The 22,624-nt window shown below is 38.7% G+C and carries 21 protein-coding genes, 3 tRNA genes and 2 pseudogenes; 19 read left to right on the plus strand and 7 right to left on the minus strand.

What is annotated here, in order from left to right:
• Nucleotides 1–56: 56 nt before the first annotated feature.
• The 4 genes from ACESTD_RS07465 to ACESTD_RS07480 form a co-directional block, all read right to left on the minus strand.
• Nucleotides 57–470, minus strand: coding sequence for a hypothetical protein (locus tag ACESTD_RS07465; protein WP_005828038.1), 414 nt, complete (start codon nt 468–470; stop codon nt 57–59).
• Nucleotides 471–569: 99 nt separating this feature from the next.
• Nucleotides 570–641, minus strand: a tRNA-Glu gene (locus ACESTD_RS07470).
• 15 nt (nt 642–656) lie between these two features.
• A tRNA-Lys gene (locus tag ACESTD_RS07475) sits at nt 657–729 on the minus strand.
• A 3-nt stretch (nt 730–732) separates the two neighbouring features.
• Nucleotides 733–822 (minus strand) — tRNA-Ser (locus ACESTD_RS07480).
• 228 nt (nt 823–1,050) lie between these two features.
• On the opposite strand from ACESTD_RS07480, the gene ACESTD_RS07485 reads away from it, so the two are divergent.
• From ACESTD_RS07485 to ACESTD_RS07515, 7 genes and pseudogenes are all read left to right on the plus strand, one after another.
• Entirely contained in the window at nt 1,051–2,394 is a 1,344-nt protein-coding gene (locus tag ACESTD_RS07485) for an MATE family efflux transporter (protein WP_005836251.1), read from the plus strand.
• 54 nt (nt 2,395–2,448) lie between these two features.
• Entirely contained in the window at nt 2,449–3,033 is a 585-nt protein-coding gene (locus tag ACESTD_RS07490) for a Crp/Fnr family transcriptional regulator (RefSeq protein WP_005828036.1), read from the plus strand.
• Nucleotides 3,034–3,177: 144 nt separating this feature from the next.
• Entirely contained in the window at nt 3,178–4,104 is a 927-nt protein-coding gene (locus tag ACESTD_RS07495) for a tyrosine-type recombinase/integrase (protein WP_373158747.1), read from the plus strand.
• A 502-nt stretch (nt 4,105–4,606) separates the two neighbouring features.
• Nucleotides 4,607–6,010 (plus strand): undecaprenyl-phosphate glucose phosphotransferase, encoded by a 1,404-nt coding sequence (locus ACESTD_RS07500; protein ID WP_005836137.1) that lies wholly within the window; start codon nt 4,607–4,609, stop codon nt 6,008–6,010.
• A gap of 38 nt (nt 6,011–6,048) precedes the next feature.
• A complete protein-coding gene (locus tag ACESTD_RS07505; RefSeq protein ID WP_022401529.1) occupies nt 6,049–6,879 on the plus strand; it encodes a polysaccharide biosynthesis/export family protein in 831 nt (276 codons plus the stop codon).
• A 45-nt stretch (nt 6,880–6,924) separates the two neighbouring features.
• Nucleotides 6,925–9,321 (plus strand): annotated as a pseudogene (locus ACESTD_RS07510) (GumC family protein).
• 164 nt (nt 9,322–9,485) lie between these two features.
• The gene (locus ACESTD_RS07515) at nt 9,486–10,025 is read left to right on the plus strand and encodes a UpxY family transcription antiterminator (protein ID WP_329779310.1); all 540 of its coding nucleotides are present in this window, start codon (nt 9,486–9,488) and stop codon (nt 10,023–10,025) included.
• Here ACESTD_RS07515 and ACESTD_RS07520 read toward each other — a convergent pair.
• From ACESTD_RS07520 to ACESTD_RS07530, 3 genes and pseudogenes are all read right to left on the minus strand, one after another.
• Nucleotides 10,015–10,242: pseudogene (locus ACESTD_RS07520) on the minus strand (N-acetylmuramoyl-L-alanine amidase); the annotation flags it as partial. The gene ACESTD_RS07515 and the pseudogene ACESTD_RS07520 overlap by 11 nt on opposite strands.
• Nucleotides 10,243–10,343: 101 nt before the next feature.
• Nucleotides 10,344–10,925 (minus strand): hypothetical protein, encoded by a 582-nt coding sequence (locus ACESTD_RS07525; protein ID WP_005837373.1) that lies wholly within the window; start codon nt 10,923–10,925, stop codon nt 10,344–10,346.
• A 46-nt stretch (nt 10,926–10,971) separates the two neighbouring features.
• Complete coding sequence (locus ACESTD_RS07530) at nt 10,972–11,271, minus strand: hypothetical protein (protein ID WP_005837374.1); 300 nt, start codon at nt 11,269–11,271, stop codon at nt 10,972–10,974.
• A gap of 734 nt (nt 11,272–12,005) precedes the next feature.
• On the opposite strand from ACESTD_RS07530, the gene ACESTD_RS07535 reads away from it, so the two are divergent.
• The 12 genes from ACESTD_RS07535 (at nt 12,006) to ACESTD_RS07590 (ending at nt 21,917) form a co-directional block, all read left to right on the plus strand.
• Nucleotides 12,006–12,188 (plus strand): hypothetical protein, encoded by a 183-nt coding sequence (locus ACESTD_RS07535; protein ID WP_005837375.1) that lies wholly within the window; start codon nt 12,006–12,008, stop codon nt 12,186–12,188.
• A gap of 505 nt (nt 12,189–12,693) precedes the next feature.
• Nucleotides 12,694–13,536 carry a winged helix-turn-helix transcriptional regulator gene (locus tag ACESTD_RS07540; RefSeq protein WP_005837379.1) on the plus strand — a complete coding sequence of 281 codons (843 nt, stop codon included), beginning with the start codon at nt 12,694–12,696 and terminating at the stop codon, nt 13,534–13,536.
• Nucleotides 13,537–13,737: 201 nt separating this feature from the next.
• Entirely contained in the window at nt 13,738–14,751 is a 1,014-nt protein-coding gene (locus ACESTD_RS07545) for a DUF3871 family protein (protein WP_005837380.1), read from the plus strand.
• A gap of 301 nt (nt 14,752–15,052) precedes the next feature.
• A complete protein-coding gene (locus tag ACESTD_RS07550) occupies nt 15,053–15,646 on the plus strand; it encodes a tyrosine-type recombinase/integrase (RefSeq protein ID WP_373158746.1) in 594 nt (197 codons plus the stop codon).
• Nucleotides 15,647–16,669: 1,023 nt separating this feature from the next.
• Complete coding sequence (locus ACESTD_RS07555; RefSeq protein ID WP_005837383.1) at nt 16,670–17,011, plus strand: hypothetical protein; 342 nt, start codon at nt 16,670–16,672, stop codon at nt 17,009–17,011.
• 76 nt (nt 17,012–17,087) lie between these two features.
• Nucleotides 17,088–17,480: a hypothetical protein gene (locus ACESTD_RS07560; RefSeq protein ID WP_005837384.1), complete on the plus strand. Its 393-nt coding sequence runs from the start codon at nt 17,088–17,090 to the stop codon at nt 17,478–17,480.
• 366 nt (nt 17,481–17,846) lie between these two features.
• Nucleotides 17,847–18,191: a hypothetical protein gene (locus ACESTD_RS07565; RefSeq protein ID WP_005837386.1), complete on the plus strand. Its 345-nt coding sequence runs from the start codon at nt 17,847–17,849 to the stop codon at nt 18,189–18,191.
• 13 nt (nt 18,192–18,204) lie between these two features.
• Nucleotides 18,205–18,582: a hypothetical protein gene (locus ACESTD_RS07570; protein WP_005837387.1), complete on the plus strand. Its 378-nt coding sequence runs from the start codon at nt 18,205–18,207 to the stop codon at nt 18,580–18,582.
• 17 nt (nt 18,583–18,599) lie between these two features.
• Entirely contained in the window at nt 18,600–19,460 is an 861-nt protein-coding gene (locus ACESTD_RS07575) for a penicillin-binding transpeptidase domain-containing protein (protein ID WP_005837388.1), read from the plus strand.
• Entirely contained in the window at nt 19,460–20,095 is a 636-nt protein-coding gene (locus ACESTD_RS07580; RefSeq protein WP_005837390.1) for a hypothetical protein, read from the plus strand. The genes ACESTD_RS07575 and ACESTD_RS07580 overlap by 1 nt, the downstream gene beginning before the upstream one ends.
• Before the next feature lie 23 nt (nt 20,096–20,118).
• The gene (locus ACESTD_RS07585; protein WP_032595166.1) at nt 20,119–20,766 is read left to right on the plus strand and encodes a hypothetical protein; all 648 of its coding nucleotides are present in this window, start codon (nt 20,119–20,121) and stop codon (nt 20,764–20,766) included.
• 230 nt (nt 20,767–20,996) lie between these two features.
• Nucleotides 20,997–21,917 carry a DUF4595 domain-containing protein gene (locus ACESTD_RS07590; protein ID WP_005837392.1) on the plus strand — a complete coding sequence of 307 codons (921 nt, stop codon included), beginning with the start codon at nt 20,997–20,999 and terminating at the stop codon, nt 21,915–21,917.
• Nucleotides 21,918–22,624: the final 707 nt, after the last annotated feature.

The following is a 22,624-nucleotide window of genomic DNA, read 5'->3' on the forward strand; positions in this document are numbered from 1 at the left end:
TCGGCATGGGGAGACGGGCAATCTCTCCGGCTCCCGAAAGAGAGGAAGGGAAAGTACTAAATAAGAATACGCCTCAGCGTATATACATAATATCTATATGAAATCTTATGGGGATGGAAAGTAAAGGGGAAAGAAGTTGTCTTTTCTTCCGGGAGCAGAGTTTTCAGGGTTCTCGCAACCTTGGCGGCAATGAAGTCCGGATTAAGCCTCAACAATTTCGAACAAGAGGCATGCCGTAATGAGAAGGTATTTCCTATGCAACCGGCATCTGCCAGGCAATTATAATTCGCGTCCTCCCCTTTTTCCTGGCATTGTCTGCCATCTGCCCCCGACAAGCTGTGCTGGGCTCCGGAGAAATAATGCACATCCGCAGTAGGGAGTGTCTTACATCCCTCCATATCATCAGAAACGGAAGTGAACTTCGATATGAGGAACAACCCTAACAAGATATAGAATATACATTTCGCCATAGCGGGTGCAAATATAGAAACTATTTTCGGATTACAACAGAAAAATGAAAAACAAAAAGCGGTTAACCGTTTCATCAGTCAACCGCTTTCTTGTTTTTGTAGTGGGTACGAGAATCGAACTCGTATACCATGCGTGAGAGGCATGTATCCTAACCGTTAGATGAACCCACCCTCGCATTTGTCTTGTACACCCTCAGGGATTCGAACCCTGGACCCACTGATTAAGAGTCAGTTGCTCTACCAACTGAGCTAAGAGTGCATCTGGCGGAAGCTGGGGGATTCGAACCCCCGGTACGGTTACCCGTACGTCAGTTTAGCAAACTGGTGGTTTCAGCCACTCACCCAAACTTCCTTTTTTATAACCAGCATTCTTTTCAAATGCGGTGCAAATGTAGGGCAAACTTTTGGACTGTGCAAATCTTTCCTACATATTTTTTTCACCGTTTTCATACAATTTGAGATAACACGTTAACACTCAAACCCTAAAACAAGAAAAAAAATTTGATACATATCAAACCGTCCTTTTCAACCTTTCCTTATCTTTGCGCGATTTTTAAAGTATAGTGCACATACACGGACAATGATACAACAAGAAAGCCTAAAAAAGCGGCTTGCCAAGCTGGCCGCCCCCATTTTTATAGAGACACTTCTCATCATGATGCTCGGTGCGGTGGACACCATCATGCTGAGCCGCCACTCGGACAACAGTGTTGCCGCCGTAGGGGTAGTCAACCAAATTATCATGCTCACTTTCCTCGTTTTCGAAGTCATCAACCTCGGAACGTCCGTTCTGTGTTCCCAGTATCTCGGTGCGAAACTACACAAGAAAGTAGTGCAAGTAGTCGGCGTATCCATCCTCGTCAACCTGGCGGTAGGTATCACGGTCAGCCTGGTACTGTTCTCCTGCGCCCATCCCATCCTCCGGCTGATGGGGCTCACCGCTGAACTGATGCAGGACGGCATGGACTATATGCGTATCGTAGGCGCTTTCGCCTTCTTCCAGGCACTATCCCTCACCCTCTCCGCCTCCCTGCGCAGTGCCAACAAGGCCATCTACCCGATGATGGTCACCGTCGTAGTCAATATCCTCAATATCATCGGCAACTACTCCCTCATCTTCGGCCGCTTCGGCTTTCCGGAACTGGGCGTGGAAGGCGCCGCCATCTCCACAGCCTTCAGCCGGGGTGTCTCCATGATTATACTGTTCGTCATACTGTTCCGCAAGCACATCCACCGTTTCCCACCGGCATACTTCCGCCCTTTTCCGTGGATAGAACTAAAGAACCTGATGAAGGTAGGCCTGCCCTCTGCCGGCGAACAATTGTCGTACAGCTCGTCGCAAGTCGTCATCACCTACTTCATCAACATGCTGGGAGTGGAAGCGCTCGCCACCCGTACCTATTGTGTCAACATCATCATGTTCGCTTATCTGTTCAGCATCTCCATGGCACAAGGCGGCGCCATCTGTATCGGGCATCTGATAGGCGAGAAGAAACCTCACGCAGCCTTCCTTATGGGAAAATACGTCATGAAGAAATCCGTCATGATTACCGTCATGCTGTCCTGCATCCTCGCCCTTTCGGGGCATGCCATCTTTGGCTGGCTCACGTCCAACCCCGACATCATACGTATGGGTGCCACCATCCTTATCATAGATGTACTCCTCGAAATAGGCCGCCCCATCAACATCTTCGCCACCAACGCCCTTCGTGCGGCAGGAGATGTCAACTACCCCTTCTACGTAGGGTTGGTGGTGCAGTGGAGTGTAGCTGTAGGTGTGGGATACCTTTTCGGCTTCCCCTTCGGCTGGGGTATCTGCGGCATGTGGGTAGCCTTCCTGTTGGACGAGAATATCCGCGGCTTCATTTTCGTCCGCCGCTGGTATGGCATGAAATGGGTAAACAAAAGTTTCATACGGAGCTGATTTTTTCTCGTAAAAACCTTATCTTTGCCCCTCGAACAAACAAATTATGGCTTTATGGATGCACTATTGAAAGAAACCGTAGATGCCGCTATCAACTCCCGCTATCCAGGCATGGCCCCCGAGGGAAGAAGGTTGATAGAGGAAATCCTCATTCGCAAGGAAGTAGAAAAGGGCGCATTATTACTCAATGAAGGGCAGATAAGCCATAATATCGTATTTGTAGGAAAAGGCATGTTGCGCCAATTCTATTATAAAAACGGTAAAGACGTCACCGAACACTTTTCCTATGAAGGCTGCATCATCATCTGCATAGAAAGTACCTTGAAGCAGGAACCCACCCACCTCATGATTGAGGCACTCGAACCGAGTGTCGTATACCTGCTGCCATACAACAAGCTGCTGACACTTACCGAAATCTCATGGGAAATAAACATGTTCTATCGGAAGATTCTGGAATATTCCCTGATTGTTTCACAGATAAAGGCTGACTCCTGGCGGTTTGAGACTGCACGCGAGCGCTATAACCAGCTCATGGAACATCAGCCCGAAGTCATCAAGCGGGCTCCTTTGTCGCACATTGCGTCCTATCTGCTGATGACCCCCGAAACACTGAGTCGGGTACGTTCGGGCATACTGTAACCCTCCTCCTGTCTGCCCGGAGAATACATATCTGAATTTATATAGAAATTTTACCATTTCTCCCCTAAGCGTGCATTGATTGCCATACAATCATTTCATGCTCAAGGTTGTTTTATATGTATTTAAAATATTAAAATTCAGATTATGAATACTATACATAATTTTTCCGCTTCCCTGATACAGCGGACAAAACAAGCCGGACGATACAGTACATCCGGTATATATACCAGTACAGTGAACAGCTTTTTCCGCTTCATCGGCCACCGTTCCATCACTTTTGCAGATCTCACCCCCAGCCTCATCAAGCAATACGAAGACCGGCTGCTCGGCGAAGGGCGGCGCCATAATACCATATCCACCTATATGCGTATGCTCCGTTCCATCTCTCACCAAGCTGCCGAACAAGGCATTCCATTCACACACAGTATAGACGATTTGTTCGCCTATGTATTCACTGGCTATGAGCCTACCGCCAAACGGGCCATCTCTCCTTTACTAATCCGGCGCTTGGTAAATCTTGATTTGGAGAAGAAACCCGCCTTGCGTTTCAGCCGCGACATGTTTCTGTTAAGTTTTTACTTACGAGGCATTCCGTTCGTAGACCTTGTACATCTCCGCAAAACGGATGTCAAGCACAATACCATTTATTATTACCGCCATAAGACCCGTCAGCAATTGTCCGTACATATAGAGTCGTATGTCGCACAGATTATAAATAGGTATAAAAACGAAGCCGCCTCTTCCCCCTATTTGCTACTGATATTATCACTGACCGGGGAAGATGGTTACAGACAATACAAAAGTGCTTTACGGCTCTACAACCAACATTTACACACACTTTCGAAGATGTTACGGTTAAGCATTCCATTAACATCTTATGTAGCCCGCCATAGCTGGGCCACCACTGCCAAAGACGAAGGAGTGGCCATTTCTGTGATTAGTGAAAGCTTAGGACATACTTCTGAAAAGGTAACTCATGTTTACCTCGCTTCTTTTGACAACAATGCGATGAGTAAAGCAAATAAAAAAGTGATTGCGACAATTCATCCAAACAAAAAGAAAAAGCCCTAAAAGCAAGAATTTGTAAAAGTATTCCTATTTGTATAGGAGTACTTTTATTCGTCAATTTTATTCTCTTACTTACAAGGTAAGAGAATATATTTTGTGGCTGCAAAGATATGAAAAAGATTACTACAATCGTAAAAAATAGATTTATTTTTTAATTCATATTTATCTCATATATAGATATAAGACACATTGCAGCCACTTGTATTTCAGTCTTATATATTTACATAAACACATCTATTTTTAATTCAAAAATTAAATTTAATTATGAGATAAAATATCGTTTTACATTTTAATTACATATATAGTCTTTTAATGTAAAACACCTTTTAATGGCTGATTTATAAGATTATCTTCTAAATAAAACACGACCTCTTACCTTGTAAGTAAGAGAGTATTGGTATCCATTACCTTGTAAGTAAGAGAATTATTAAACAAACAGAAATGAACAGGTTTTTCTCTTTCCATACCATTGAGAGAGCAAAAAGCTATTGAATTAGTGTGAATTATGAAACAAGTTCTCCATTTCAATAAAGTGATTAAGTTCGTCATTATCTTTGGCGACTTATGCTTACTGAACATCATTTTCATCTCGCTATATCACATTTTTGACTACCAAACACTGGGCAATGAATTTACACATTCATTGCCACAGTTATTGGTATTATTAAATCTCGTCTATCTACTTTGCAATTATTCTAACGGAGTCATACTGCATGAACGCATTGTACGACCAGAACGAATTGTACGTCGAGCTTTCCGCAACACGATTTTCCACGCAGCCTTATTTATAAGTCTGGCTACTCTAGCGGAAATCGGCACCAGTTCACTCCGCTTTTTCGCTTGTTTTTATGGTATATTTTTTATCTGTCTTGCTGTTTATAGACTTATGTTTCGGTATCTTCTCAAAAGATATAGGGAATATGGAGGTAATTCACGTACTGTCGTTCTGGTTGGTAGCAACAAGAATATGGCCGAACTTTATCAAGAAATGGCAGGAGATCCTACTACCGGTTTCCGCATTAGCGGCTATTTCTGCGATTTACCCTCCAATGATTTTCCTGAAAGTATCCCCTATTTAGGTCAACCTAAAGAAGTCGTCACTTATTTACAGCAACATCATATAGAGCAAGTCTATTGCTGTCTACCCTCTGCACGCAGTCATGAGATAGTTCCTATCATCAACTATTGCGAGAATCACTTGATTCGCTTCTACAGTGTGCCTAATATCCGCAATTACCTGCATCGCCGCATGCACTTCGAGCTGTTCGGCAATATTCCCGTACTAACTATCCGTGAGGAACCTTTGACACAAATGGAAAATCGTCTGCTGAAAAGAGCCTTCGACCTCTTTTTCTCCCTCTCTTTCCTTTGTACCGTATTTCCCTTTGTCTATATCATCATAGGTACAACCATCAAGCTATCTTCTTCCGGCCCCATCTTCTTCAAACAAAAACGAAGCGGAGAAAACGGAAAAGAATTCTGGTGTTACAAATTTCGCTCAATGCGTGTCAACATAGATAGTGACAAACTACAAGCCACAGCCAATGACCCGCGCAAAACAAAAATCGGAGATTTCATCCGTAAAACCAGTATTGACGAACTTCCCCAATTCATCAATGTATTATTGGGACAAATGTCCGTTGTAGGGCCACGCCCCCATATGCTGAAACACACTGAAGAATATTCACACCTTATCGACAAATATATGGTCAGACATCTGGTAAAGCCCGGCATCACCGGTTGGGCCCAAGTCACCGGCTACCGTGGTGAAACCAAAGAACTCTGGCAGATGGAGGGACGTGTACAGCGTGATGTCTGGTACCTGGAACACTGGACTTTCCTATTGGATTTGTACATCATATACAAGACAGTCAGAAATGCCGTCCGGGGCGAGAAGGAAGCCTATTAAAATAAAAAAATGAGAATTAAAATAAAAAAGACATAGTGATGAAAAACAAGAAAAGCATAACTATCCTAATGGTGGCATTTACATTGGCAAGTTGCCAATCCTATAAAAGAGTACCTTATTTGCAAAGCTACGAATCACTTACAGATAAGGGTTATAAGGAAATTGTCATTAATGAAGTAAACCAGCAGGATACCCTCTATGATGCACGCATTCAGCCGAAAGACCTGTTGAGCATCACGGTCAACACTAGCGACCCGCAAGCAGCGGCACCGTTCAACCTAACCATGCAGACCTCTATCAATGTGGCTCAAGCCAATAGTACCTATGTCACATCACAGCCCACCCTACAGCAATACCTGGTCAATAATGAAGGTGAGATAGACTTTCCCGTCATAGGTAAATTAAAGATAGGCGGATTGACTAAAACCGCAGCGGAAAAACTGGTTCGTGAGCAACTTCGCCCTTACCTCAAAGAGACTCCCATCGTCACCGTACGCATGTCCAACTACAAAATATCAGTTATCGGAGAAGTGAACCATCCCGGTACATTTACCATCAACAACGAGAAAGTAAATCTCTTTGAGGCACTCGCCATGGCAGGAGACATGACGGTCTACGGTATACGCAGTAACGTCAAGCTTATCCGCGAAGACAATAACGGACAGCGGAATATCATAAGCTTGAATCTAAATGAGCAAAATATCCTTCATTCTCCTTATTATTATCTGCAACAAAATGACATTCTTTATGTCACTCCAAACAAGACCAAAGCTAAAAATGCCAGTATCAGCAACAGCACCACCATCTGGTTCTCCGTAGTAGGTACACTCGTTTCGCTGGCAAGCTTGATTGTGACGATAGCAAGATAATTAAAAGTTAAAAGTTAAACGCTAATCATTAATCCCTACATATCGATGAAAGAAGATTTATACGATGACCTTTTTGATGAGAAAGAGGAAAAGACAGATTTTCAAGCCCTCTTTTTTAAATATGTCATCCACTGGCCCTGGTTTATTGCAAGTATACTGATATGCATGGCTCTCGCCTTCATTTATCTACGCTATCAGGCTCCTGTATACGAAGTAGCCTCTTCTGTACTTATTAAAGAAGATGACAATAAGAAGAGCGCTAACAATGCTTTAGCCGCTATGCAGGATTTCGGTATGTTTTCCATGACCAGCAATTTTGACAATGAAGTGGAAATCCTAAAATCACGCACGCTCATCAAGAAAGTCGTATCACACCTGAATCTTTATATAAACATAGCACAAAAACAGCCATTCGGTTACGATATTCCACTTTATAAAGATACTCCCTTTGACGTCTTCATGACTGCCGAGGAGGCAGATAAACTGGATGAAAACATTCTATTGGACCTGACTTACGATACACTCGGCAAACTGTCTGCCGAAGTCAGTTACACACAAGACAACGAGAAGCAGAAAGCACAAAAGTCTTTTGACAAACTCCCCGCTATTCTGCCGCTTCCCATCGGTGTAATCACCATCTCGGGCAGAGACTCTTTGTCAATCCCGACCTAACCCATCAAGTTAAAAGTCACCATCAGCAAACCTACTGCCGTAGCCATTGGCTACAGTTCTGCCCTCACCATAGAGCCTACTTCTAAAACTAGTACTATTGCAGCTGTCAGCCTAAAGAATACGAATGTACAGCGGGCCATTGACTTCATCAATGATTTGATAGCAGTCTATAATATAGACACCAACACCGAAAAGAATGAAGTAGCACAGAAAAGCGCTGACTTCATTGAAGAGCGTATAGGCATTATCAACAACGAGCTGGGTACGACTGAAAATGAGTTGGCGGCATTCAAACAACGTGCCGGTCTGACCGACCTCAGCAGCGATGCACAGCTTGCCCTGCAGGAAAGCTCCAAATACGAACAGCAATATGCCGAAAACGCCACTCAAATCAATTTAGTGACTTATCTACGCGACTATATCAATAACCCCGACAATAATGACGAAGTCATCCCTGCCAATGTAGGCTTGAGCGATGTCAACCTGGCATCTGCCATTGAGAAATACAATAATCTCGTCGTAGAGCGTAAGCGTCTGCTCCGCACTTCATCAGAAAGTAACCCCGCCATTATCAATCTAAATACGGGTATCGAAGCCATGCGCCACAATGTGAAAACTACGGTGAACAGTGTACTGAAAGGACTGCAAATCACACGGAACAATATCGACCGGCAATCGCGCAAATACGAAAGCCGCATCAGCAATGCCCCCAAGCAAGAGCAAGAATTTATGACCATTTCCCGCCAGCAGGAAATCAAAGCCACCCTTTACATCATGTTGTTGCAGAAACGTGAGGAAAATGCCATTACACTGGCCGCCACCGCCAATAATGGACGGATTATCGAAGAGCCCATCCCTGGCGGTATCGTCTCTCCTAAAGGCAAACTAATTTACATAATTGCTCTTGTCATCGGTATAGGCATCCCCATAAGCATCATCTACCTCCTCAACCTACTCCGTTTTCGTATCGAAGGGCACACCGACGTGGAAAAGCTTACAACCGTCCCCATTATTGGTGACATACCTCTTACCGATGCTGGTAAAAATGGAACACCGACTATCGCCGTCCGCGAAAACGACAATAATATCATGGCAGAAACTTTCCGTAGCCTGCGCACCAACCTGCTCTTCATCATGGGTGACCCGGACAAGAAAGTAATCCTCGTCACCTCCACCATAAGCGGTGAAGGTAAGACATTCATGGCTTCCAATCTTGCCGTCAGCTTGGCACTGCTCGGCAAAAAGGTCATTCTGGTAGGATTGGATATACGCAAACCGGGATTGAACAAGATATTCCATCTTTCACACAAAGAAAAGGGAATCACGCAATATCTTGCTGCTCCTCAATCTACGGACTTGCATGCGCTGATACAGCCTTCCGGCATAACTTCCAACCTTGACTTGCTATTGGGCGGTCCCATCCCACCCAATCCTACGGAACTACTGGCACGCCAGTCACTGGAAGACACCATCAGTACATTACGCAAAGAATATGACTATATCGTACTGGATACAGCCCCTATCGGCATGGTGACCGACACGCTCATCCTTTCGCGCGTAGCGGACGCCAGCATCTACGTCTGTCGTGCAGATTATACGCATAAGACTGATTACCAGCTCATCAACGAGCTTCAGGAGCATCATCGCCTCCCCAACTTATGCACAGTAGTCAACGGAATCGATATGAAGAAGAAAAAATACGGTTATTACTACGGCTATGGTAAATACGGAAAGTATTACGGCTACGGTAAGAAATACGGATACAGTTGAGTTAGCGACTAGCTATTAAGAGTTGAGAGTAAATAATCGAGTGTCTAATTTTTAATTTCTAATTTTTAATTAACCCCGCCCCTCCAATGTGACAGGCGACCGCGTAGCGCGCCCGAACCTCAACTATTTATGAACCATAGAAATACACCTTTAAAGGATTTTACATGAACCATACTGATATCACCCCTCATATTATTCCTCGTCGCCAATGGCTGGTGGCATACGTGCAGTCTTGTCTGGAAAAGAAGACTGCCGAACGGCTGAAAGCTATGGGAGTGGAATGCTACCTACCCATACAAAGCGAAATACGCCAATGGAGCGACCGGCGCAAGAAAGTGGACCGCCTGGTCATCCCGATGATGATTTTCGTGCATGTCACTCCGCAGGAACGCCCCCTGCCGCTTACCTTACAAGCTATCAGTCGATACATGGTATTGCGCGGTGAAAGCCGTCCCGCCGTCATTCCCGAGGAACAGATGGAACGTTTCCGCTTTATGCTGGATTATAGCCCGGAGGCTGTAGAGATTTGCAGTACACCTCTGGCAGCAGGTGATGCCGTGAAAGTAATAAAAGGCCCCCTTGCCGGATTGGAGGGAGAACTGGTCATGATAGGGGGAAAAAGCAAAGTGGCAGTCCGGCTGGATATGCTGGGCTGCGCACATGTGGACATGCCGATAGGATACGTGGAGAAAATTAATTTTTAATTGTCTCGTATTCGCTTTTGGCGTCAAAACAAGGACAAGCCTTATGGATAGAGGAACTGAGTTGCCGATGCCCTGAAATACGGGCATTGGGATAGTCGGTCTTCAGCTGCCGGAGCAAGTCGAGCAAAGAGCATTTCTGCGCATAGGTACGTGTATCGGCAGGGACACCATTCTCGTCGAGCCCACCCTCATAGCAGATGCCGATACTCTTGTCGTTCTATTCTTAGTATTTATTTAACCATCTTGTTACTTAGTGTACAAAAGTACTATCTATTATACATTACATAATACGTGGGAAAATGTGGCAGGATAAACTGGTTATTCTTTCAATAAGTTATGTTCTAGCAACTTGGAGTGAACACTATCCCATAACTCCTTTTGCTTCTCATTCAACATATCTACAGATATGAACGTAGTACCACAAAACACAATATCGCTATATCTTATTACTGGTATTAGTCCGAATTTAGTCCAAGCAAAATAATTATCGTTATATTTATCTGATATGCCAGTGTTACATAGATACATTTCTTCATTGATATTAATAAGCGTCTGTATGGAGTGTTCCAGTATATCGAACATCCGACCTCTTAAATCATACTTTATGCCATTTGCCACTACTCTTTTACGGAATCTGGATAACAAATGCTGCGATAGAATAAAGGTATTATTCAAATTGATATAAACAAAGTCGGTAGTATTATTACCTCTTCTCATATATCCTACTATAAAGAACTGGTTAGTATTCTTATAGAATACAAAGAAGTAATATCCTCGTATGGCAGTAACTTTCATACGCCATTCATCACTACTAGTATCGCCTAGATTAGTAATGAAATCTATCATTTCTTGGCTATATGCCAGATTAAATAAATTCTCTGCGTATTCTGTTATATTCATGCCTTATAAATTAAAAAGGCTACCACCGAAGTAGTAGCCTAAAACATTAGTTGCGGTATTTGGAAAGAAAGGCTTCTCTAACTTCTGGTGAAGCATCCTGCAATATGCTATCAAATTTGGAAAGATTCAGTTCCATATCCAAATCGTTAGGATTCAGTTTTACAACTTTCTCCAAAAATTCAACATACTTTCTATAGGCTTCCAGATACTGTTCCGCTTTTCGGATTAGCTGTTCACCAGTTTCTTTAGCAGAAAACCACCTTCCACACAAATCGGCTTGCTTTTGGCGACCTTCATTGATAACCTGTACAAATGTTTTAGCTGACACGTTTAAATTCTGATTCATAATAAATATGTATTAAAATGTTATACGGCAAAATTACCGCTAAAGCAAATGCCGCCGTATCAGCATTACAAAGGTATGTAATATATCTATATGTGTGGTAATTTTGCACCATTAGATTATCATATATTAACAAAAACGTCTTGTTAGGCATAATATGAACCACATACTAAAAAGTACTATAAGACATTTTTATCAACTAGTAGTAGTAATCTATTCCAATCCAGTACTAAAATCAATGTACTATTAAAACACTAGTAGTACTACTGTAACCACTTATCTAGCTAATGAATCTGATACTCTAGAGGACACAAAGACAACCGGGTAACTGACTGCCTTTTTTTATTGCCGTTTTTTACCTACTAATCAAGTTATATAGCACCTACTTCAATATATCCGCTAGTCGCTAATATACAACCATTTAACTATCTATTCCGAATATCGCCTATCCGTCAATAGCCATAAATATAAACTATTGACAAAAGAAGTGCATAAAGTCACTATTCTTGTCTGTTAGCTTGCTTACAGAAGAAAATAACGGCAATATGGAGATATAGGTAAGCTGGCTATAGAAAGTGTTCCTTTGATTAGGTACACCGCCCAGAGGTGAGTATAATCGTACAGAGATAAAAAGATTGGAATTACCACGAGCAGAGGTATAACCAGAACCGCCTAGAGTAATTCAAGCACTATAGATTTTACAGTATATAATGAAACTAACCTAAAACAATTCAATTATGGAGTATTACACGTTTGAACAATTAAAGGAAATGGCTTTCAAGGATGGCATTACCGGCAATAAGGTAGCTGTTGGTATATGGGCTAAAATGAACGGCTTTCTAAAGAAAAAGAAGCAGATAAACAAGCGTAGAATTACATTCTACTTTAAACTGGATGATTGGCAACCTCATAATGTATGACTGTCAAAGCCTTTCTATAAGGCAGCATCAAGAACTGCATATAATACTTGTTCCGGCATACATAGCCAGCCAGATAACACAAGGAAGTAAATTACAGATGTTTTTTAAAGATAGTCTTAGTAAAGTGGTACTAAGGAAAAATGAACCGTAGTCTATGGGAAATTTGACACCAAGTATAGGGGAAAAATGATACTCTATACATTACTACAATACTAACATTACAACTTAGATAATTCAGTGCTTCGCACTTCATTATCAAATTTCTAGCTTTCGTAGATAAGTAACTAATGATAAAAACGTAACATTATGATGATATACAACAACAGACTGTTCAATACCAGAAAGGAATTGAAGCGGTATCTAGGTGGAACACGTAAATACAACAAGGCTCTGAAAAACGGAGAGATTTATAACATATACCAAGAAGAATCAAATAACCAACCGTTTGCGCACAATGGAACAACAATATACGACACTGACAAAAGACATTAATAATATAGATAATATGGATGCCATAGTATATGCCTATATAAAATCAAGGATGAATTATAAAACTTCCATTGCGGATAATGTTACAGAAAAGGAGATTTCCGAAAAACTAGGCATATCATTAAGCACTGTAAAAAGAAGCGTTGAAAGGCTAAAGAAGAATAAGAATCTTATTGATAAAGTAATAAGTAACAATGTGATAGCAGAGGGAAGCTACAAGACGTACAATAAATATCATGTGGCAAAATGTAATGAAGACTTCTTCTATATCTATAACAGTTTCTTTAATGATGATATGAACATAGCAAAAGCCAGTGAACGAACTAAATTAAAGAACTTCTTGCTTAAATTAAAGACAATATGTAAAAAGGAAACGAACAAGTATATAAGTGAAAGTCCGTATCTGGATGGGCTTAACAAAACGGAACTTTCTAAAAAACTGGGCATTGATACAAAGACATTAAATAAATATCTGGAAATGGCAGTCAATGCAGGACAGATAAAATATATAACTAATGGTTTGCTGATACTGAACAAGTCCATTATTCCAGATTTTAAGAAAGATGATACAGATACAAGAATCTATCATATTATTTATGACTGGTGCATTGATAACGGTGTTGTTCCACCAGACAGAAACGATGAAATAACAGTAATGGAAGATGGCAGTGTCAGAAGAAGAAACAGATTGCTTGCTGAACTAGCTTGTAAACTGGTTTATATGAAAGATGAAGAAATTAGGAGTTTGCTAACTAATAGAATAACTTCCGAAGAAATAACTTTGGAGTATATAGCTAAAGTGCTGAATATAAATAACAAGAAGAAAGAAGATATACAGTATTCCGTCATGCTTGACTAAACTAGCTAATCACCTATATGCAGTTTTGCTGAAAGTCAAGAGAACAAATATATAAGGTACTTAGTACAGAAAGCCCCCTCTCCATTCAGCCAGTAACCTTAAATATATAAGAGTGCCTGCCTTTACTGTGTACTACCCCTTTAGTCCCCCTCTGTATATTGATATAAAAAAGAATTATTAATCATTTAAACTTTTATCAATATGAATAATTTAGTTATCATGCCAACGGAGAAAAGAACTTTGAATTTAGGTGAGTATGCAGAAGAAGCTACTATAATTGTGGAAGAAACTGCAAAGCCAAGTATTACTTTCTTGGAAGCTAATACGGATTCTATCACACTGGAAGAACTTGCAAACAAATGTGTTGTGCCTACTTGGGCTAACTTGGAATCAACCATTTCACACCAAGACTTTATTTCTTGTGTGCATGAGGCTGCAAGTTCATTCTATGCAGGTGAAAAGGTGAGCTTTCCCGAAATACGAGTTTCACACATAGTACGTGGCAGAATACCGTCCGCGCTTGGTAAGAAAGCAAGTGAACTGTTAGAATGTGAAAAGACACAATTCTATCAAAGACTTGCTTTTGCTTTTACTGTTCCAACCATTTTTGAAACGATAAGAGGACAAAAACTTGAACTGTGCATAGGTGGGGTAAGAAATTACAGTGACTTGAATCTGTACCGTTCTTCCAAAGGCTTAGAAAAGTTTTCCGTCTTTATTGGCTGGAGAATGAGAATTTGCTCTAATCAGATTCTTACTGGTGAGGGTGTGAGGTTCAACATGGAAGTAACCAATATCAATGAACTTTACAGAAATGTACTGGAATTGCTTAACGGCTTCAATGCTGCCAAAGAAATACATTTGATGCAGACATTATCAGATACTTATCTATCTGAAACACAGTTTGCACAAGTGGTAGGCAGAATGAGAATGTACCAGGCACTTTCACCAGCAAGACAGAAAGCAATACCAAGACTTCTAATCACTGACAGCCAAATAAATAGTGTGTGTCGTGATTATTACACAAATGAAGTATTTGGAGTGAAAGATAATGCTATATCCCTTTTTGATTTTCATAATTTACTCACACAGTCAAACAAAAACAGCTACATAGACAGCTATTTACAACGTGGGGTAAATGCTACAGAGGTAAGTGTTGGACTGAACAATGTATTGCAAGGACTGGATAATAAATATTCTTGGTTCTTGGGCTAAGCTAATCAATGAGAGGACATCTACTTATTAGGTGTCCTTTCTTTTTTAATAACTTAAAAATACTACAGAATGAATGATAATGGAAAACTAGTACTATGGAGCATACTAGTAGTATTGCTACTAATAATAATTGGTGTTATCAATCCTTTTTTATTGATACTGATTATATCTATCTTTATTTATGTGCAATCTTAGTTACACTTTCTAATAGAAGTGAAAGTAATTTGATAATCAGACTATTACAGAATGATTTCCGAATTTACTTTCACTTTTATAGTTAAACCTACAAAATTGAAACAATATGAGTTTGAAGAACAGTTATACAACAAGTGACCGCCTACAGTGGGACAGTGCTACAAACTTGGTGAGAAAATTATATCGAGATAAGAACTATAGGATAAGCCTGCTTGTTGGGTGTGGCATATTTTTTGGTTTACGCATCTCTGACCTATTGCAACTTACTTGGGAAATGCTTTTGAGTAATGATGCAAAGTTTACCATTACTGAAAAGAAAACAAACAAACGTAGGGAAGTGAGAATTAATAAGGAGTTTCAGAAACATATCAAAGATTGTTATACTGCTTTGGATATTCAGAACTTGAATGAGTTCTGTTTTTTATCGGGAAAAGGTAAGAACAAGGTCTATTCTATCCAATGGATAAATATTGTACTTAAAGAACTGAAAGTCAAGTATAATTTAAAGATAGACCATTTTTCTACCCATTCACTTAGAAAGACTTTTGGCAGGAAAGTATTTGAATCCTCTGAAAATGCTGAATTGGCTTTAGTTAAACTTATGGAACTGTTTAATCATTCCAGTGTAACCATAACTAAAAGATACTTGGGACTTAGACAAGAAGAACTGTTAAATACTTATGATTGTTTGAGTTTCTAATCTGTTAGAAAGGGACAAAGTTTGAAATTTCTGTTGTTATCATACCATTTTCAAAAATAGATAACTTTGTCCCGTTCTCTAATATACAGTAACTTTCAAAAACTGCAATGTAAGAGAAACTGTAAATAATGGTTATATATAAATCTGATGGGACATGATTCCAAGCAAAACAGATTGCGATAATGTAGCTAATTCCGCACTGGTGCAAGCGTAAGAAAATTATCTTTTAAAAAAGGCATGATACGGCTTGTAGCTTATAGTATGTTGATTTCTCGGAATTATTTATAAGCATCGAACAGCCATACTAATCTGCAATATCAGAAAAACAGCTATAATGTTTATAACTGATAGTAGGTATGAGTTTTAAAAATTATCGTCTTATATGCCCACTTCTAATTTTTATACCGCTATCAAGTTATATAGATTAGATACTGATTTTATTGATTATTTAGTTAGACTGTAAACCTATATACCTTGTATATAATAGAAGATATTCATTTTTCAATCTGTAGAAACTACGGGTACTTTTTTGGGGAAGAAATCTTCTTATAGTTCCCGTTCAAAAAAAGTACCTGCTTATGCAATTACAAAGAAAAGAAGCTGATACTACCTAATTACTTACTACAGATATGTTTTGGAACACTTGAAACTGCATTTATCAGCGTTTTAGCTTTAGCTATTCAAAACCTTTCGCTAACTTTGCAGCAATTTCAGAGGTCTTAATGCGTTAAGACACTGAAAGGACATATTTAACGAAAGGTGTTATTGAGATTATCTTCTATAATCAAATCTCGCAAATTTGAAAAGGAACGAAGATGATAACAATAGCACCACACTGTAGCTATATCTGCTCTCATATTTTTATGTGGGCTTTTGATATTGTCTATTGGTGTGGGATGCTATTGTTTTATCCGTTCCAAGGGCAATGCGAGAGCCTGATTATAGGATAAGACAAATATAGTTCCCACACCTTATTTTTTATCCGCTTTCTTCGGGGAATTTGGGAAGCATAACAATTTTATAATGAAAAAAGTATTGATTTTGATTTGTGCTTTCTGTATGTCTGTAACAGAACCTACAATCGCCTTAACAAGAGAAATCTTGATTGCTGAAAATATGCAACAAGGAAATTGGGAAGAATTAGGGAAAGTATCTCTCAAATTCCATAAAGAGGGTGGAAACTATATGGGAATGTTTTCAGAAGGTATATTGTATGTTCGAGTTATTGGTGAACGAGCATTCTATAGGGTGAAAATAGAAACCATGTACGAGGTTAAATTCTATTCTGTTGCTGTTGGTGAATATGTTGTTGAGGGAAAGAAATATAATGCAAAAGTAGCCGAGGACTATTATTTTAATATCTAAATTCTTGTCAAAGGCATATCTTACCTATTGGTTATTATTCACGAATTAAAGAAATAAAAAAACAAGTAATACAATTATGAAAAAGTATTTATTAGGATTATTGTTACTTCTCGTTTCATGTGGAATAGGTAAAACCTATCTATATGAATTAGACTTTACGGAAGATAAAGATAGAAAATCGGGAAATATATTCAATGTGTTCGTACATGACAAAAAAGGTAACGCTTTTGATGGAACAGCATGGTCAAGTGATGGAAAAACCCTATCCATAGAAGTAAACAATGGTATTCTTGTTTGCTTAAAAATGTATTATGAAAATGGCCAAATAGCCACATACAGTACATTGCAACAACGTACTTGTTATGATAAGGATGGAAACGAGATAAGCGAAACAGATTTTAGAGCAGGAATAGATTCTGAAACTTTGTCACGTATGAGGATGGCTTCAATGGAGTTAGAAAAAAGATAGCTTAGATAACAACGTAACATGATTCAAGCCAAAGTTATATATAACTAAAATAGTTAAGCATGAACAAGTTAAATACGTGCATATTGTTTTTTACTATGATATTCCTTAATACTACATATATATTTGCAGACATTGGTAATCGTGGTAGATGGGATAACGGTGGAACTTCTAATTTTGGGATGTCCTTATGGGGACTTTTCGGCATTATTGTAGGAGGATTCTTAGCATATTGCTTTATTAGAAATGGTTTAGAGAATGGATTCAAGGATAAGGAACTGAACCAAACTGGGTGTATGTCAATAATTGCTACTATTGTTGGATTATTGGTTTTAGTATCTATGTGTTCACATTAAATAGAAGTATGGTATGAAATTCAAAGTCTTAGCATTCATATTAATCGCATTCAGTATCAATCTATATGCTGATGAATACAAGTTTGATTATGCAGTTATAGACAATGAGAAAGTAACGACTGTAAGTGCTTCAAACATTACAGCTCATCTTATTAGTGAATCTAAAGCCACTGTTACTTATAAAAATGAAACCGTTACTCTAATATCTAAAGATGGTTACGAATACAAAGGCTTTGGTGAAAGTGGAGTGGTAATCGTTTCTAATAGAGTGAATGGTGTATTAAGTAGAATTACCATAGGAGGAACTTTTAGAGGACAAACCGTTATACTTGTTTATAAGCGGATTAATAACAAATAATATCTTGATAATTATGGATATTCTCAAATATATTGTATGTCTGATTATTGCAGCTATCATTTATTTCATAGTCGGGCTTATTGCTTGGAATATTGTATGTTCATGGGTTGATATATCATCTTGTACATTGGTGGAAATTAGTAATTATAGAATATACACATACTCTGGAATAGCCCTTATTTCCGCAATTATAGCTGAAATAAGAGCAGGAATAAAGAATGGACGTGATATGGATGGAGCATGTACGATTCTGTTTATCACTGGATTTCTTGCATTTATGGCTAATCATTGGGAAAGTATGTGGGATAGTGTCGCTGTTATCCTAACTATTTTATACAATATTATAAATATTGCAATAATGGCATATTGCTTTTATAAGAGTAATGAATGATATTTACATAAACTACCATGAAAAATACTGTTATCCTTTTAATTAGCATAGCTACATTCATAGCTTGCACCAAGCAAAATACAAAACAAGTTTCTACCATAGACAGCACTTTACAAGTAAGAGTTGATTCTATCCTGCAAAATAAGCTGTCCGAACTTAATGCTACAATAGGGCAAGCTATTGTAATGGAAGCACAGACGGGAGAAATTAAGGCTTCTGTTGGTTCTGATTCCATTCTTCAAGAATCGGGATTAGTGCGTACCGCTTCACTTTTGGCAGCATTGGAAACAAAGGCAATCAAATTATCCGATACGATAGATGTTGGTAATGGCATTTTAGCCATTGGCAAAGATACATTGTGCGACCATAATTGGCATAGGGGTGGATATGGGAAAATCACAGTGGAACAAGGCTTTGGAGTAGCATCCAATATCACCAACTACAAAATAGTAAAAAAGGCATTTGAGAACGGACAAGTATTTGCAGAAGCACTTGCAAAATACGGTTATCAAGTAAAAGACACAAGTCTTGTTTATAATCCTTTGGGATATGGCATTCCCACCACTCCATTACAGAACTTGACTTTCTTTAATTACATAGCTAAAAGTAAGACTGCCATAAAAGAAGCATTGGAATACTCTGTTTCTGATGGATTAGCCAAGCCTGCCCAATCAGATAAAGTAAAAGTAGCCGGAGCAACGGGAACAATTCAACTTTCAAATGGTGAATATGCCGTAGAATTTTGCGGTTACTTTCCTGCCGATAATCCGAAATACAGTATCATTGTTTCCATTAATAAGAAAGAAATACCTGCAAGTGGTGGACTGATGGCAGGTGATGTTTTTAAACAGATTGTTGATATTATGAATGAAAGATAATGAGAAGATTGCTATTTATCATTATTGGATTGCTTGGTTTAGTGGCTTGCAAAACAGACAAAACACCAGTTCCGCAGGATTTTGAATGTTTCAACCAACCACGAGTTTTTATCAAGTACAAACAGCCGATAAACGGATATACTGTTAAAGTTATGTGTATGCCCTATGAATGTTATGACAAAGAAAGAGAAACTGAAATATGGGGTAGCGCATTGCTATGCTTTGAAAAAGAATATAGTAGGTTCTATGTTTATAATGAAAGTTTCTCCGATAGCATTCTCTACTATGTCAATAAAGAGTCGGTCAAAGATGGGTTGGTTTTGAACATAGATTATTTGCCCAAACAGAAAGATGAATATCTGTCAGAAAACTCCCCTTTCTTCTTTCAAGACTTGGATTTTGACGGCACAGAAGAACTTGTAATCAATAATTGGAGGCAGTCAATAAGATACTGCAATACTTATGACGTTTACCGAATAGATATTGGGGGAGCGGAACTGATAACCACTCCACCATTTTACAAGATTAGCAACTATATGACAGAATTTGATTCAATAAAGAAAACAATAACAACAACAGAAGGGACAGATATAAACGGGAATATTGTCTATAAGACATATAACCTCAATAGATAAAGATGATTATCAAAAGGATAGAAATGAAAAAGACATTGTTTATCGTTATAGGATTATTAAGTTGGACTGTTTGCAAGGGACAGAATCAGACAGACTTAGAAAGAATCTCTGTCCCATTGGGATTTGAGTGCTTTAATCAGCCACATATCTACATAAAGTACAAGCAACCGATAAACGGATATACAGTAAAAGTAATGTGGCTGCAAGATGGCGAGGTAGGTAATGCCCTATTCTGTTTAGAGAAACAAGGAGTACAATATTACTACTTTGCGGAGAAATGGACTGATAAGATTCTATATGATAAGGGTAACACATATCCAAACAACACCGTAATAGAGTTGGATTATACGGCTAAATTAGAGAGTGAAGAATATCTTTCGGATGATTCTCCTTTCTTCTTCTCTGATATTGATTTTGACGGAGAAGATGAGTTTGTTATCAACCGCTATAAAAGTGGTTCAAGAGAATCAAATGCCTATGATGTGTACGATGTTACTTCATACGGTTATTTTATACGGAAAACAGAAGTACCATTTACAGAATTAGAAAATGGGCAGTGCAAGTTTGATTCAAAGAACAAGGCTATTGCTGTTTTCGGTTCTAATGGCTGGAATAATACTATCAATCATACCTACCAACTAAAAGGTGAAAAGTTTGAATTGGTAAAATAGCACCATACACAAAAAGCCAACCTACCCATTATAAACAAATGGATAAGTTGGCTTTTCAGTTCTGAACAATATCTATTAACAATAAAACTATGTGTTATACAACTGTATTCATGATTGCGGAGAATACCAAGTAATAGGAACAGATTTTCAGCAGGTAGATTTTTAAGAAGATATAGCTTTATATACCCACTACTGATTTCTATACCGCTACTATATTAAAATTAAAAAAAATGAAAACATTTAGATTAATTGGAATGGCTTTATTAGCCGTAGTAATGTGCGAGAACTTCACTTCTTGCAGTGATGACGAAGAAAAACCTACTAAAAATGATGATGGTGTTATTACCAATCAGAAACGACTAATGGAGATTAAAAAAACTAATGCAGAGGGTAGTCTTGAAATATATACATTCTCATACGATAGCAAAGGCCGATTAACATCTGTTACTGACAGTTGGAACGGTAAAGAATATACTACTCGTTTTACTTGGGGGAATAATACTATTATGGGAGATGGCGATTCTGGCGAAAGTACTTATTTTCTGAATAATAATAATTTAGTGAGTAGTTTCAATACTATTATCCAACGTATAAATAACAGTAATCCAGAAAATACCTATAATTCATCTAATCAATTAATCAATACCTCCATAAGTAGATGTACAGCAACTTATACTTGGAATAATGATAGGATTACAAAATGTTTTGTTGAGGATAAATTTTCCTATAATCAATATTGGGAATATACTTATAGCGGAAAAACTTGCAAAGGTTATTTTCCTCTTTATACTTATAATCTGTTCGGTGATGATTATATTTTTTTCGCACATCCCGAACTGATAGGTATGCGTACTAACCAACTGCCTGAACAGATACTCATAAAGGGAACTGATAAAGGCGAATATGACGATGATTATTATCAAGAAACTTGCAAATCTGAATATACTTATGAAGATAAATTTGAATTTGACTATACTCTAAATAAAGACGGGTATTTGGAAAGTTGTACTATAATACACACAGATGTAAATATTATTAAACAATCATTTGCAGATAAAAATGGTGACGGTGTTATTACTGATAATGAAAGAAATGTAACAGAAACCGATATAGATACTACTATTGTAAATTACTCCTTTAAATGGGAGTAAAGTCCAATTAGGATATAAAAAAAGCCAACCGACCCATTATAAACAAATGGATAAGTTGGCTTTTTCAGTTCTGAACCAATCATTAACGCTTTCTCCTTTTGAACTTTATGGAAGGAGTAAGCCCATACGCACTTTCCGGGAAATATGTGCGGAGAAATTTATCACTTGCTAATCTATAAGTGGTAATAGTGTGCGTTTCCATATAATCAGGTATAAGGCATACCCTTGCATCTTTTTTCATTGAATCTTTCATAGCTATAAAATTTTAAGTTTCACATATACAAGCATATTTAGTTTCTAGAACATTACCAAGCCATAAACACAAAACTTTCAATGAACTACAAATAGGAGTACTTTCATAACTAATACTAGCAATGAGATACTGAAAAGAACACAATATAAGCAATTATATACTACTATTGAACATACTACCCACCTAGGTAGTATAGTACCGTATATAGTAGTAGGGCTACAACCCTCTTTCTTTGGTAGTGTAAAATAAACTGTGTCACGCATTATTTATCTCTAGAAAACTCATCGGTCGGGGAACGGCCCGCGCCAAGGGGCGGGACCACCCGTCCCGACGAGCGTAAAATTACAATAATTTAAACCGGTTTCCAAACTTTATAGCCAGTTGTTGCGAGATGGTAGCCCAATTGGCCAGTGGCATGGTCCATTTCTTACGTATATTGCGGTATGCAAGATAA

Source organism: Bacteroides sp. AR20 (genome assembly GCF_964250605.1).
Classification (GTDB): domain Bacteria; phylum Bacteroidota; class Bacteroidia; order Bacteroidales; family Bacteroidaceae; genus Bacteroides; species Bacteroides uniformis.